Here is a 14,818-nt window from a genome sequence, read left to right as displayed (position 1 = left end):
AGCAATTTAAACTTTTAGCTCTAATTCTTAGGATAGTTATCTAACAAATTATTATTTTCTATATAGTTGTTTCTTTTCTTAATATAATCTTTAATTTGCTTGTTTAACTTATCTTTAGGTATTTGATAGTAGCTATGTAAGGTATTTTCTCTTACATTCTCTTTTAATGCTTGCTTTGTTTGAATTAGTCTACCATTTTCATTATAACTAAATTCATATCTATCAAAACTTTTATGAATATTAGGCTCTAAATTTAAATAATTATTTTCATCAGAAATTTGCTTAATTATCTTGTGATATCTTTGATCATCTATCCTATTTGGATCATTTGCACAATAGTCAAATGCTTCTTTTTGTATTCATTCAACATTGTAAATATGAGCTTTTTCTGTTGAATATTCAATGTCAAATATTTTCTTCCCCTCAACACGCTTTGCATAAGTTGATCTATATTTCTTAATAGTATCTTTGATGGATTTACAAAGTTTATTGCTATTCGAAAGATTTTTAATATATGTGTTCATATTTTTAATTCAAGTATCATTTTGTTCTTTAAGATTGATACCGGTTATCTCTAGCATACAAATTCCAGATCATAGATATATTGAATCATTGTTCTTAATTATTTCGATCATAGCATCAAAGTTTTTAATTTCATGCTCACTAATTTGATAATGCGCAAGCATATGATGTAAACTATCACCACTAAAATTTATTCCAATTGTGATAGCATCAATAATTAATGGCAAGTTATAAAATATACGCCCATTCGAGTTTCTTTTTTCATCTAATATTAGTTCTGAATTTTCTTTTTTAGTAACTGATCCACCTGGGTTATTGCCTTTTAATAAATATATTAGTTCTTTTATATTTTTTTGATTTTCTTGAAAATAATAGGTATTAACTAGTGAGCTAAATTTAATAAGTTGCTCTGGATTTAATTTAAGTAGTTTATTTTCTTTAACACTTTGTCTTGGTATGAGTTCTAAACCAAGCTGGCTAAAGATATGTTTTCTAATTTTAAAATTAGATAGATTACTGTTAAAATGAGATTTTGTATTGCATAAATCTATTTCTAGATTTAAAAAATTAACAAAAATATCATAAATGATTAATCTACTTGTATCAAACGCAACATAAATGTCAAATTGTCCTTTTGCTGATTGAGATGTTTTTGAATAGTAAGATTTAGTACACATGGGTATTTTAAATATTTCTATTTTAGACATTTTAAAATAGTTCTAAAGATTTGTTCTAAAACTTCGACTGAAATTGAATTACCACATGTGTAAATCATTTTGGAATTTGAAACTAGGTTGCTTTTGGCTACTTTATTATAGTCTTCTGCATCAAATCCCATATATAGATAGGATTCTAAAGGACTTATAGCCTTTAGAGTTCTTTGCTCCGGGAAGTAAAACTTAAGTCTACTATTTGCACCACTAGCAGTGAGGGTAGGTCCCTTTCCTTTTGGTAAGTAAATATAAGCCTCTGAATTAAAGTTGGTATAGTCTAACAGTCTAGACTTAGTAATATTATTAGATGTAGTATAAAAATCATTATGCTTGTATTTCTTTAATAAATCATTTAATAGTTTATCACTGTGTTCTAGGTGGATGATATCTTCTAACTGTTTTCCTTTTTCCTTAAGAGGTAAAGGAAAAACAAATGGTTTCTTTAAATGAGTCTTAAGAATTGAAACAGCATATACTCTTTCACGATTTTGAGCTGAACCATAATCAACTGAGTTAATTACTTTATAAACAGTTTCATATCCTAATTGGTCTAGGGTATTGATTCATTCATTAAAAGGCGCTTTAAATTTGGAACTAGCTAGAGCCTTTACATTTTCTAAAAGCAATACTTTTGGCAGACGATCTGTATTGTTTTTTAGTATTCTTTCAACTTCATAAAGAAGACCACTTCTAGTACCACCTTCAAGTCCTCTTTGCTTTCCTTGTTGAGATAAATCTTGACAAGGGAATGAATATGTAAAAATATCAATATGCTTTGGAAGTGCTTCGAATTGAGTAATATCTGTGCAGCCTACATATTTTAAATCTCTTTGATGTTTAGGATAAACTGAAGCAAAATATTCATTATTTACATAAGAATATAAATATGGGAAAATCTTGCTAAGTTTTTCATTATTCATCTTTTGGAAGTATGAACTTGAAACTGGCTTTTTTGAGTCTGAGCTAAAGGTGTATTGAGACAATAAGCAAGCCATTTGTTCATGTGAATAATTAGTTTCTGGTTTCAATAACCCATAATGGATGATTTGATAAGATATAATTGCATCTATGTATCAATCAATTGTACCTAATGGTACAATTTGGAGCTCGTCTCTCTCTCTCTCTCTCTCTTATACTATTACTATATATATTTTTTAATGCTTTATATTGAGAACCTATTCCGGCAAATGATTCAAGTATTTTTAGTTTTCTTTTCATAATGTTTTTATTATATCGGATTGCGCTATTTGCAAGGGCTATTTATTGAACAAAAAGCAATTGTAAGTTTAGCTTAGATAAATGTAAATAATTTACTTAATAGCTATAATTAAGGAGTATTTGTATTTTATCAATATCTAAAATTAATATATAATATACTTGATTTTTCAATAAACATATTAGAAAAAGGGGGACATAATGGCAAACATTAAGTCAAAAATCAAAAGTATAGCTAAAATGGAAGAAGCACACAAAAAGAATTCAGCAATGAAATCTCGTGTTAAAACAGCTGTACGTAAAGCTAGAGAAGCTGTATTAGCTAAAGACGAAAAAGCTGCTGAATTAGTAGCATTCGCTCACAAAACAATTGCTAAAGCAGTTTCAAAAGGTGTTTTCCACGCTAACAAAGGTGCTAGAAAACACGCTAGATTAGATGATTTTGTAAACAAAAACAAATAATCTATTAAATTAGTTAACTAATCTAATTAGTTCCAGGCTTGTCCTGGATTTTTTTTATAAAAAACACTAGCAGCCTATGTGCTAGTGCTAAAACTATTTTACAGTAATGTTTGCTACTTGTGTTTGAGTGTTACCAAACTTATCTGTCCCTTGATATTTAATTTGATAGATTCCTGGTTTTGAAACATCAAATTGGTCAGCATTAATAATGCTAATTACAACTTTATCATCTGTTGGATTCACATGTTCTTTATATCATTTTTCTCAAATATCATGTCCAAGGTTAAATTTTTCAACAGAAGTAATAAGGTATCCGCGTCTGTTTTGTTCTTCATAGTTAGTTTGGTCTGGGGCTAGTCAAATTCTAATATTTCTTTTATCTGGTGAATAAACAACTTTAGCTCTTTCAAGTCTAGATCTAGTGCGCATTTCTTTATTATTGTGATCAGAGTTAGCATAATAAATTTCATCAATTATACCTTCTGAATTATAGTGAGCTCCTCATAAGGTAACTGCATGATTATAAGAGGCTGAAGGGTTTATAACAAATGAAACAGCATAGTGATTTTCAAAAGCCTCTTTGACATAGTTGGAAAAGACTTTATCTGCTTCTGTAACACCACCACCTAGTTTTTTATAATCTCCTAATTTAGAAGCATTATCTCAGTTAAATAAATGAGGAAATAATCCTTTAAATTTAGCAGCTTGTTTCATTTTATCAACTTCAATAGAAGCATTAAAGTTAGGATTCTTTTCCCCTGATAGTAATCATTCATTACCAAATAAAGCATATCCTGAGGTATCGGTAAAGTATTCAACTAAAAAGTTAAAGATAAAAGCATAATCTTTTTCATTATAGCTTTGTAGAATATCTTTTCCATTTAGCATCATAATTTTATCTTCGGGGTGCATTCTGTAGTATGCTTCAATATATTTGCGATTTTGTTGAATTCATCACATCATAACATTGCTTGAGGCAGCAGCTCAACAACTTCGATCGTCAGTTCCTCCATTACCAAAGTATCTCATTGGATAATAGTTATCTTCATCTGATTTACTGATATTTGGTGTGTATCTAAATCATTTATTGGCATCAAATCAGTTAGCAGCTTCATCTCACATTAAATAGTAATGATAATCATCTGGATCAAATTGTGATTCTGTTCTAAATCATCTACCTACTGGTGGGTGGGAAAGTGCTTTTCCTATTTTAAGTGTCTCGATATTAGAAGTATTAATTGCTGGAATCGTAACGCCATCTGGTGTTAAAATTCCATGGCTATTAATAGTGTTTTTGACTTCTTTAGCTTGATAATTAGAATTAATTGTCACTAGAGAATTTAAATTAAAGCTTTTATCATTCTTGGTAACAGTGTAGTTATCATTTAGCTTAAACATTAAGTTAGCATTATCAAGATCTTGAGATGCATTTGAATTATTATTTTGGTTCGAACTAGGAGTTGAATTAGAAGTTTCATTGTCACTGTGACTTGAATTAGTTTGATCATTATTCTTATTTTCCTCACTAGTAGAATTAGAATTTTGTTTCTTTAATTTTTCAACTTCATCAATTAGTTTTTTAATTTGATTTTGTAAGTCTTGATTTTGTCTTAGAGCGCTAGCTAGTTGATCTTTAGCACTATTTAGTTGATCGGTTAGTTGATTAATATTGAGTTGAAGTTGATTTTTTTGTTCAGTAAGCAAGTTAATTTGATTTTTATTATCTGATATTATAATTTGTAATGCTGCTATAGTATTACTTTTAGTTTGTATCTTGGCTTCATTATCACTAATGGCTGCTTCAAGTTTAGCTATTTGTTGTTTTAGTGAACCAGCTTGTTGATTAAGAATATTGTAATCTCTAAGAGTTTGCTCTAGTTGACTTGTCTTTTTATCTAATTGTGCTTGAAGGTTTTTGCTAGTTATAGTAGCTGCTTGCAATTGTGCACTGAAACTTTCAACTTGTTCAATTAGATCTTGCTTTTGTTTGTTAGCTTGCTTTAGTTCACTATTTAATTGAGTTATTTGGCTATTTAGTTTTTTTATGTTGGCAGCATATTGCATTTGGTTGCTACTTATTTCTTGTTGTAGCTGCTCTTTTTGTTTTGTTACTAAAGCAAGTTGTTTTTGTAATGAACTAATTTGGGCCTCTAATTGAGTTTTATTATCATTTACACGATTAATTTGTTGCTTCAATTCTGTTATTTCTTGCTCTTTATCAGCTAGCTGATGTTTTAATTTGGCAAATTCCATTTTATCAGGTTGACTAGCTAAAGTCTCATTTAGCTCCTCGATTTGAGCTTGTTTTTGAGCTAGTAGTGCATTTTTACTATCTAAATCAACCTTTAAAGACTTATTGTTTGCGCTCAATTCTTCAACTTGATTATTCAATTGTGCTATTTGACTTTTGCTTGTAACTAAAGAATGTTGAACTTGACCTAGTTGTTCCAAAGTGCTATTCAATAGTGTGTTAGTTTGATTTAATGCATTTTGCTTTTGAACTAAAGAATCTTGTAATAAACTAATTTGTTTGTCTTGAGCTTTAATATGATCTTGTATTTGTTTATTGTCATCATTACATGAAATAGCAATAATAGGCAAAAGAACTGGAGTAGCTAATGCTCCTAAAACTAATTTAAATTTTTTCATAATTTCATCCCTTAATATCTTAATAATATATTAGTATTGTAACACCTAATGTAATATTTTTTATTACTAAAAAATTCTTTTTTACTGCTTTTTAATAGTAAAGTTAAACTTTTAATAAAAAAACCACAAATGTGGCTTTACATTTTAATGCTTCCATTTGTTCTTGGATATGGAATAGCTTCTCTAATGTTTTCAGTTCCTGTTACATACATAACAAGTCTTTCGAATCCGAGTCCAAAACCTGAAGTTAACATATGTCCAAATCTACGTAAGTTTAAGTATCATTCTAGGTCTTTTTCATCAATTCCTAGTTCTCTAACTCTAGTTAATAATTTATTGTAATCAGATTCACGTTGAGACCCACCTACAAGTTCACCTACACCAGGTACAAGTAAGTCGAAAGCTGCAACAGTTTTACCATCTTCATTTTGTTTCATGTAGAATGCTTTGAAATCTTTAGGGAAGTTAATAACTGCAATTGGAGCATTATAAACTTTTTCAGTTAAGTATTTTTCGTGTTCTGAGCCTAAATCTAGGCCAAATTCGATATCTTTGTTTTCAAAAATATCTCTAACTTTTTGAAGTTCTTTAATAGCATCTTTGTAATCAACTACTAAAAGTGGTGTTTCAACAAAGTGATTTAATCTATCTAAAAGACCATTGTTTGTTACTTGATCTAAGTATTCCAATTCAAGCTTATTTTTAGCCATAGTGTTTCTAATAACAACCTTTAGCATATCATCAGCTAAAGCGATTGTGTCAAATAAATCATAGAAGGCAACTTCTGGTTCAATCATTCAGAATTCTGCTAAATGTCTCTTTGTGTTAGATTTTTCTGCTCTAAATGTAGGAGCGAAAGTATAAATCTTTTTCATTCCAACAGCGTATGATTCACCATGTAATTGCCCAGTAACTCCTAGTGTAGCTTTCTTGTTTTTACCAAAAAATGGGTCAGCTCAACTTGGATCTGAAACAATGAAAGTTTCTCCAGCTCCTTCTCCATCATTACTTGTAATAATTGGACTCGCCATAAGGAAAAAATCTTTGTTAATAAAGAATTTGTGAATTTCTTGTGCTAAAGTTGAACGCACTAACATAATAGCTCTAAGTAAGTTGGTTCTGTGTCTTAAGTGTGGAATTTCACGTAAAGTCTCTAAGTTTATTTCTTGGTTTTGGATTGGATAGTCCTCATCAACTTTTTTGTATTCAACTAAAGAATCTGCAACTAATTCAATAGGTTGAGGCGCATTTGGTGTGGCATGTAAAGTACCTTTAATCACAATAGCTGAACCAGGTTTTAAGCTATCTAAAGCTTCAAAATCAAATTGTTCGCCTTTAAATACTACTTGTAAGTTTTTAACAGTTGATCCGTCATTGACTTCAATAAAACGAATTTTTTTGTTTCCACGGTTAGATGAAACTCATCCTTTAACTGTAACATCAGTTCAAGTGTCATAGAACCCAGGTTTTAATATAAATTTTTTAATAGAATGCATAGCATTATCTCCTTAATATTTGACTTTAATAATAATTTTGTCTTTATTAGTTAATTGCTCATTAGCAAAAGTGATTTTGTGTAATTCACCAGGGAAGAATAAAGCAAATGTCCCTTCATTTAGTTTGACTTGATTATGATATTGTGGTGCTTTGATGTAAAAGACATCATTAGGTTTAGAAGCACTTAAAATATCATCTTGAGTATAACGTGGTTGCGGATCAAAGTAAATTACTTCATCCCCAGCATAATAAACATGAATGTCTATGTGTTGATCATGCAATTCACCATAATTTTCTTCAAATAAGGGGCTAAAATTCCGTTTGACAAGCTTAATGTCATCATTAAACTCATGAATCCCATATTCATATGCATCAAAATCAGCATTTGCAGCTAATTCTAGCGCTGCTTTAATTGCTGGATTAACTTGATATTTCTTAATATTTGAAAGTTTGTCAAAAATCATTTTTTCCTCCTTAAAATAGCTTGTTAAATTATAAACATTTTTAGCTAGTTTGATATAAATATTTTATTTATATCAGAAAAAAATCAAGCTAGTATATTAAATTTCTAGCTTGACTATTTTTTAAACAATTTTAACACGCTTTTTGGTTTCAAATTGATAATCAGTTGCTCATAAGGGACCATTAGCAAAATCTAATCTAATAGCATTTGGAACTTTTTGCATACTTGCATAATAAATTTTGACTCTTTTATCATTAACTAAGTAATAGCAACCTGGATTTGAACTAAAAGCTCTAATCCGATTAAAAGCTTCTTCCAAACTTAAATTTGGGTCTAAATAAGCATCCTCTTTGTTAAGCTTAGGGCTAAGGGAAACTTGTAAAGGATCTTGGGCTTCTGGCTTATATTTTCCTTGAGCAAAATTTGTTAGTCAAGTTACAATATTGCTAGCAGCTAGAGCAGAAAGTTTATCAAATAAAGTATCACTAGTATCGGTTGGTAAAATATTTAAACTAGCTTTAACAATCATATCACCTGCATCCATGGCTTTAACCATGTACATTAAAGTAATTCCAGTGACATCATCACCATTTCACAAAGCATATTGAATTGGAGCAGCGCCTCGATATTTAGGTAATAAACTACCATGCACATTTAAAGCAGCTAAATTAGGTAAAGCGAGTACTTTTTCAGGAATAATTTGGCCAAAAGCACAAGTAAGAAAAATATCAAAGTCCATTTCAGCTAATTGCTCATAGATTTCTGAAATCTTATTTGGTTGAAAAACAGGTATGTTGTACTTTTGAGCTAGTAATTTAGTTGGAGTAGCCTCAAGCTTATATCCACGATTAGCTGGACGATCAGGTTGAGAAATTAAGGCAACTACTTCAAAGTTTTTAATAACTTCTTCAAAAACTGGAACAGCAAATTGCGGAGTTCCAGCTAAAACAATTTTAATTTTATCCATAAGGTTCCTTTCTAAACTCCTATAAAGGTTTCAACTTTAGTAAGTTCAATAATTAAGTGGATGATTTTATCAATTAAAGGTTTAGAAATAGTAGTTACGACATTTCCTTTTTTAGTTGTAATTAAGGTTTTAGCTAGTGCACTAAGTGGATAATATGAGCCAAAATAAGTTAATAAATGATTTTGTGCACGATTTTGCAATACTTTAACTAAAACTGTGTCCAGGAATCATTCAGTATAGTTTTTGAGTCCAATTTCATCAATAATTAGAACTGGAACCCGTGAAAGTTCGTTAACTAAATATTTGATATCATCATTATTTCCAATTAGTTGTTTAACTCATTCATCAAGTTGATTTAGATCAATATAAGCAACTGGAACATCGCTTAAAGCAAAAGTATTAGCTACAGAAGAAAGATATTTAGTACGGTAACTGTTAGCTGGACCATGGAAATAAACTCCGTATAGTAAACCAAAGTTTTGATGGTTAGGCTCTAAAGCAAGTAAAATTTCAGCTCTAATTCCAGCTAGATCGTAATATAAGTTATCATTAATGTCTAAATCTTGCAAGGTGGTGTCATAAAAAGGCGATGAAATGTGTTGTAATAATAAATTATTTAATAAACGAAACTGATCACCTTTTTCATTATGTGCTAGTTTCTTTTCAATAATAAGCTTATTGTCACTATCACGTTTAAAATCAAGTAAATAAGGTGACTGATTTGGATTTATAATTTGGTTTTTATAATCTATAAAATAATTAAAGTAATCTCAGATTTCAGAATCTGAGACTTTTAATTTTTTAAATAGTCTATTAAGTAAAGGCTCTTTTTTAACCTGTGCAATTAAGTTTTCTTTATTTATTGGAGCTTCTTTTAAGAAATCAAATGCCAGCATAGGTTTATTGATTGAACTCATAATTAACTCCTTTTACTTTATCATTGATTTGAGAATTTCCTTCTTTTGAAAAATTTTAATATCATAAGTATTTTTAATTTTACCATCAAAGTAGTTTTCAACTACAGCAAAATCAAGTAAGTTCATTTGTAGTACTTCATTAACCATGCTTCCTGCATGTTTAAATCATTCTTTTAATGGTCTACCAGTACTTTTTGATGAATGGTAGAATGATAAAAATAAGATCAAGTTAATAATTTTATCATCTTGCACTTTATCTTGTCATTGTTGCAATGTTGCAACATAACTAGCTTCTAACTCGTCATTGATTAATTGTTGAGCAAATTCTATTGAATTAAGCTTTAATATTGCTTCATATTCATTAGAATATTTAATTTTACCAATTTCAAGTCTAGTAGCTGTTGAAAATGATAATTTATCACTTTCAACATGACTTTTTCTCATTTTTCCAATTCGAAGCATATCTTGAACAAAATTATGTTGTGTCATGATAGCATTTTTGCTTGTTTGATTATTAGCGAATTCAGCAAAGAAATCAGTAGTAACATCTTCTACATCAAAAGCATCACGATAAGTAGCTGGGCGAGTTTTAGCTAGTATCATATGTTTGTAATTTTCATCACCTACTTTACTGCGCAATAAATCAGTAATTAATTGATTTTGTTTAATGCCAAAAGCATTTAATGGTTTTTGCAATGAAAATATCATAATTTTTTTACTGTGATCAGCATAGGTATTAATTAACCCTGTGGCTTCTAATTGTCTTCTAGCCTTGGAAAGAGCAGTTTCATCCATGTTTAAAAAGACAGTTAAAGATAAATAGTCATAAGCAAAACGCTTAAATTGACTATCTCTAACATAATCTAATAAATATTGGTATAAGAAGATAGGATTTGAACCTAAAAATGGTCCATAAAACTCTCTGAAATTAATTAAATCATCGTTTGTGATTTCTGAATTTTTTTCAACTGCGAAATATGAATATTGTAGGTCCATTTCTGCTCCTTTTCACGTAAAAAATATTTGATAGTAATCATATTTTACCTAACTCTCACATGCATGAGAAGTACTTTTGAAATTTTTTCTATATTATCACGTTTATCCAAGGGGATATGCACAACCTTTTTTTCATGAAAAATTTCTTTTAAGTCTCAATCATAGTCATTTTGGTTATCTAAAAATTCTAAAGTAAAGTTATCCACACCCTTTTGATGCAGAAATTTTTGTCTTATATCCTCTTGAATTTGCATATGAAAAATGCGACTAAATAATGGGGCAAAATCTTCGATTTCAGTGTATAAAATGGGAATTTCGACAAAATCATATTTATGTAAGGTTAAATGTTGTTTTAACCTGTAAAAAACTTCTTTTTCCAGCTTTTTTAAATTACTTGGATCTTGCATTATTCAGTTCTTAACAAGTTTTTTATTTATTTTACCTTCTGAAAGCAAAAAACTGCCAAATTTTTGTTCAATTAGTGTAATAAAAGCTTTATCATCGCCATATAATGAAGCCACATACTCATCACAATTAAAAGTGCTAAACCCTAATGAGGCGCAAGCATCTAAAAAGGTACTTTTTCCAGAAGCCATTCGCCCAACAATTGCTATCATTTGTTTCATTTATCTATAATTGATTTAAGTTCTAATTGCTCTAATAAGGGCAAAGCATTTTGAATATTTAAGTTTAAAACATAAGCATCTTTATTAGAGTTAAAGTTATCAATATTTGGATTTAAAGTAGCCATTTGTAAACAGAATAAAGCATCATTTTTGCCAGCAATTAATTTATTAATTACTCCCTTAGTTAGCATACTATCCCATTGATCTTGATTAGCATATAAATTCGGAATAGTATGGAATTTTTCAAGGATTGAAATAGCTGTTTTTTCCCCAATACCTTTGACTCCGGGCAAATTATCACTGCTATCACCAGCTAGGGCCTTGTAATCGATTACTTGTGAAGGTAAAAAGCCATAATTTTTAAAGTAGTTTTCATCAGTTAATAAAGAATACCCATAGTTTTCTTTTTGAATAATACTAATATTAGGGCTTATTAGCTGGTGTAAATCTTTGTCACGCGAAAAGATAATTTTAGGCTCATCTAGCGCCACTTTATGGCAATAAGCTGCTACTAAATCATCAGCCTCAAAGCCAGCTAATTCTTGTTGTATAACTCCTAAGTTATCTAGAATTTGTTTGATTAAGTCAAATTGAATGTAAAGCTCGTTTGGTGCCTTGGCTCTTCCGGCTTTATAATCATTATAAAGATCGTGTCTAAAGCTTTTATCTTTTGAATCAAAAGCAATATATAAATATTGAGGCTGATAAAACTCAATTAGTTTATTTAATTGGTGTAAAAATAAGTTGATCCCATTAGTTGGTGTTCCATTTGAAGCACGCATTATGTTATCTGGATTTCCATAATAGGTAGCATAAAATGACTGAAACATTAAGTAGTTTCCATCAATTATCAAGTGAATATTAGTTTTGCTCATCTTCAATCTCTTTTCAGTCTATAAATGTGTAGTAATTTGCTTTTGATAATTTTAATAAAGCAATAACCATACGCGGTTGTGTGTGGTTTAAAATTTCGCTTGCACGAGGAGAAAATCCAAAAGCCATAATGCTTTTGCTATTGTCAGTTAATGAAACTCTTGGTCTGCCTTTGGCATCCTTTTGCACTTTAGACATAAAGCATTTTACTCAAATTGGACTAAGCTCAACATCAATTAATTGTTTATAACCGGTTGATTCTCGTAGTGAACTTAAAGCATTATAAACAGCACCAAGTAGCGCAGCTTCAGATTTCATTTCTTCAGCTAAATTAGTTGGAATTAGCTCCATAACTATATCATTGATACCTTGAGCCTTAACAAAGTTAAGTAATAAAGCACTTTTATCACCAACAACTTTTTTATAAGAATCTTCAAATAACTTATTAAATGGTAAAGCGAATTTTTCTTTAGCATTTAATAAAGTGTCAATTCCACCAAATTCTCTAAAAGTATTAGACTTAATTAAATTATCCAAAATACTTTCTGAAACATTAGCTAGATTTCTAAGCCTTAAATAAGCTTCTAAAAAACTCTTATATGGGCCATTTATTTTACGTTCTTCTACAATTTTACTTGCAGCAACTGCTCCAAGTCCTTTAATCATCAATAAAGGCAGATATAATTCATTATTATCAATTTCAACTACTTCTGATGAATGGTTAATTTCAGGTGAATATACCTTAATTCCTTGGCTAGTTGCATCAGATACATATTTTTTAATATTTTGTTGGTCGGCAGAAGAATTTGAAATTAACACTTTGTAAAAAATAAGTGGATATTTAACTTTGTAATAAGCGAGCTTGTAAGCAATAAGGGCATAAGCAACTGCATGAGATTTATTAAATCCATAAGCAGCAAAACGTTCAATGTTAGAGTATATTTTTTCTAGAATTTCAGCTGAAATGCCATTTTTAAGCCCTCCAGCAAAGAAATCACTTTTATAGCTGTGCAATTTAGTTTCATCTTTTTTAGAAATAGCTCTACGTAATAAATCAGCTTGTGCAAATGACATGCCAGCTACTTTTTGAGCTATTTGCATAATTTGCTCTTGATATAAAATAATACCAAAGGTGTTTTTGACTATTTCATCATATGCTGGATGAAGTTTTTCAATGTTATCTGGTTTTAGCTTGTTACGACTATAAGTTGAAATATATTGCATCGGTCCAGGTCTAAAAAGCGAAATAATTGCATAAATGTCGTCAAAAGAATCGATATGAACTTCTTTGATAGCATTTTGCATTCCAGGTGATTCTAATTGGAAAATCCCATTGGTTAATAAATTATTAAGCAATTTAGCAACATCGGGATCAATAAATTTGCCATAACTTTTTCCAACTATGTTATCAAAATGATATTGTGATGGAATCAAGTCTTCTATTTCTTGTAAAATAGTTAAATTTTTAAGTCCTAAGAAATCAATTTTAATTAATCCAAATCTTTCAAGATAATTAAGTGTAAATTGCACTTGAGGCAAGGTGTTTTGGTTGTTAGAAACCGGAATAACATGTTTGATATCACGATCGCATATAATTACTCCAGCAGCATGAATACCAACTTGACGAGGCAATCCTTCAATTTGACTAGCATATTGGTGTAATTTTGGGTACATGTCAACTAGCATCTTGTATTTTTCGTTGCTTTGATAAGCTTGTATCAAACTTTCATCAGTATTTTTTAATGCATTACAAATTTTATCAACTTCAGGAACAGGAATCGATAAATAACGAGCAATATCCCTAAGTGAGTTTTTGAGTGCAAGGGTTTGAAAAACACTAATTAAGGCCACATTGTTTTGTCCATATTTATCTTTGATATATTGTAATAATTCATCTCTACGAGTATCTTGAATATCAATATCAATATCTGGTAATGAAACTCTATCTACATTTAAAAATCTTTCAAAAAGTAAATCGAATTCTAATGGATTAATATCAGTAATTCCTAGTAAATAAGAAATTAAGGAACCAGAAGCTGACCCACGTCCTGGACCAATTGCTATTCCATGACTTTTAGCATAATTAATAATATCTTGGATAATTAAGAAATAGTCTAAAAAACCTAATTTTTTAATTACATTATATTCATAATAAACTCTACTTGTTACTACATCTTCGCCATATGTATAAATTAAGTCTAATGCCTTTTTATTTGACATTAAGCGTGCTAATTCTTCTTTCACATTACCCGGAAACTTTGCTAGCTTAATACTTTTATCAGGCATGGTTACATTGCAATTTTCTGCTATAAATAAAATATTTTGTTCTACTTCAGAATCTAAGCCACTAAAGTCATCTTCATCTAAATATTCAGTATAAAATACATAGTTAGATTCTCTACCAGCAATACTGTTTAATATAGGAAGTAGTTCATTTTGCTCATTATATAAAATCTTTTTGCAAGGAGCATAGACAGTTTGGATTTCTTGGGTTGTTTTTGCGTTTAAATAGAAATTATTTAAATATTCTTTCACAACAATGTTTCTTGCTTTTAAACCTTGCAGCTGGTGATCAATGACAAATACATGCTCATTTTCTAATTCATAATAAGAAATTTCTCTTCCACTTGTTCTAGCGTAAATTAAATCATTTAAAAAATGATATCCTTCATTATCTTTTGCAAGTAAAAAAACGCAAAATCCCTCAACAAGATTAAGCTCTAATCCAATTAATGGTTTAATTCCATATGCTGCTTGAGCTTCTCAATAATACTGCAAAGCATATAAATTATCAATATCAGTCAATGGTAGATATTTTAAATTATTTTCACGAGCTAAATTTATTAATTCTTTAACCCTAATTGCTGAATTTAAAAACGAATATTCGGTATTGGTGTGTAGATATATTTTATTCATGT

General features: G+C 29.6%; 12 protein-coding genes. 1 reads left to right on the top strand and 11 read right to left on the bottom strand.

Annotated elements, in window-relative coordinates; genetic code table 4:
* Positions 1-20: 20 nt before the first annotated feature.
* Together ACNQ13_RS00105 and dcm are read right to left on the bottom strand one after the other, a co-directional pair.
* Positions 21-1,229: an MAG4270 family putative restriction endonuclease gene (locus ACNQ13_RS00105; RefSeq protein WP_418018779.1), complete on the bottom strand. Its 1,209-nt coding sequence runs from the start codon at positions 1,227-1,229 to the stop codon at positions 21-23.
* Positions 1,217-2,296, bottom strand: a complete 1,080-nt coding sequence (dcm, locus tag ACNQ13_RS00100; protein ID WP_418035436.1) for a DNA (cytosine-5-)-methyltransferase — start codon at positions 2,294-2,296, stop codon at positions 1,217-1,219. Before dcm ends, ACNQ13_RS00105 begins: the two co-directional genes overlap by 13 nt.
* 355 nt (positions 2,297-2,651) lie before the next feature.
* On the opposite strand from dcm, the gene rpsT reads away from it, so the two are divergent.
* Complete coding sequence (gene rpsT, locus ACNQ13_RS00095; RefSeq protein WP_416741452.1) at positions 2,652-2,912, top strand: 30S ribosomal protein S20; 261 nt, start codon at positions 2,652-2,654, stop codon at positions 2,910-2,912.
* Positions 2,913-3,005: 93 nt separating this feature from the next.
* Here rpsT and ACNQ13_RS00090 read toward each other — a convergent pair whose 3' ends face one another.
* From ACNQ13_RS00090 to dnaE, 9 genes are all read right to left on the bottom strand, one after another.
* Positions 3,006-5,561: an IdeS/Mac family cysteine endopeptidase gene (locus ACNQ13_RS00090; protein WP_418018778.1), complete on the bottom strand. Its 2,556-nt coding sequence runs from the start codon at positions 5,559-5,561 to the stop codon at positions 3,006-3,008.
* A 137-nt stretch (positions 5,562-5,698) separates the two neighbouring features.
* Positions 5,699-7,057 (bottom strand): asparagine--tRNA ligase, encoded by a 1,359-nt coding sequence (gene asnS, locus ACNQ13_RS00085; RefSeq protein ID WP_418018777.1) that lies wholly within the window; start codon positions 7,055-7,057, stop codon positions 5,699-5,701.
* A gap of 12 nt (positions 7,058-7,069) precedes the next feature.
* Entirely contained in the window at positions 7,070-7,522 is a 453-nt protein-coding gene (locus tag ACNQ13_RS00080; RefSeq protein ID WP_416741448.1) for a YhcH/YjgK/YiaL family protein, read from the bottom strand.
* A 120-nt stretch (positions 7,523-7,642) separates the two neighbouring features.
* Positions 7,643-8,488: a methionyl-tRNA formyltransferase gene (gene fmt, locus ACNQ13_RS00075; protein ID WP_418018776.1), complete on the bottom strand. Its 846-nt coding sequence runs from the start codon at positions 8,486-8,488 to the stop codon at positions 7,643-7,645.
* Positions 8,489-8,499: 11 nt separating this feature from the next.
* Positions 8,500-9,405, bottom strand: coding sequence for a hypothetical protein (locus tag ACNQ13_RS00070; protein WP_416741446.1), 906 nt, complete (start codon positions 9,403-9,405; stop codon positions 8,500-8,502).
* A 12-nt stretch (positions 9,406-9,417) separates the two neighbouring features.
* The gene (locus ACNQ13_RS00065) at positions 9,418-10,401 is read right to left on the bottom strand and encodes a replication initiation and membrane attachment family protein (RefSeq protein ID WP_418018775.1); all 984 of its coding nucleotides are present in this window, start codon (positions 10,399-10,401) and stop codon (positions 9,418-9,420) included.
* A 44-nt stretch (positions 10,402-10,445) separates the two neighbouring features.
* On the bottom strand, positions 10,446-11,027 hold the full coding sequence (locus ACNQ13_RS00060; protein ID WP_418018774.1) for a dephospho-CoA kinase: 582 nt from the start codon (positions 11,025-11,027) through the stop codon (positions 10,446-10,448).
* A complete protein-coding gene (locus tag ACNQ13_RS00055) occupies positions 11,012-11,902 on the bottom strand; it encodes a 5'-3' exonuclease (RefSeq protein ID WP_418018773.1) in 891 nt (296 codons plus the stop codon). Before ACNQ13_RS00055 ends, ACNQ13_RS00060 begins: the two co-directional genes overlap by 16 nt.
* Complete coding sequence (gene dnaE / locus ACNQ13_RS00050; RefSeq protein ID WP_418035367.1) at positions 11,889-14,816, bottom strand: DNA polymerase III subunit alpha; 2,928 nt, start codon at positions 14,814-14,816, stop codon at positions 11,889-11,891. Before dnaE ends, ACNQ13_RS00055 begins: the two co-directional genes overlap by 14 nt.
* Between the last annotated feature and the right edge of the window lie 2 nt (positions 14,817-14,818).

Origin of the sequence: Mycoplasma milvi, assembly GCF_048284715.1 — a bacterium.
GTDB lineage: Bacteria > Bacillota_I > Bacilli_A > Mycoplasmatales > Metamycoplasmataceae > Mycoplasmopsis.
This window is presented reverse-complemented; position numbering and strand designations above follow the sequence as displayed.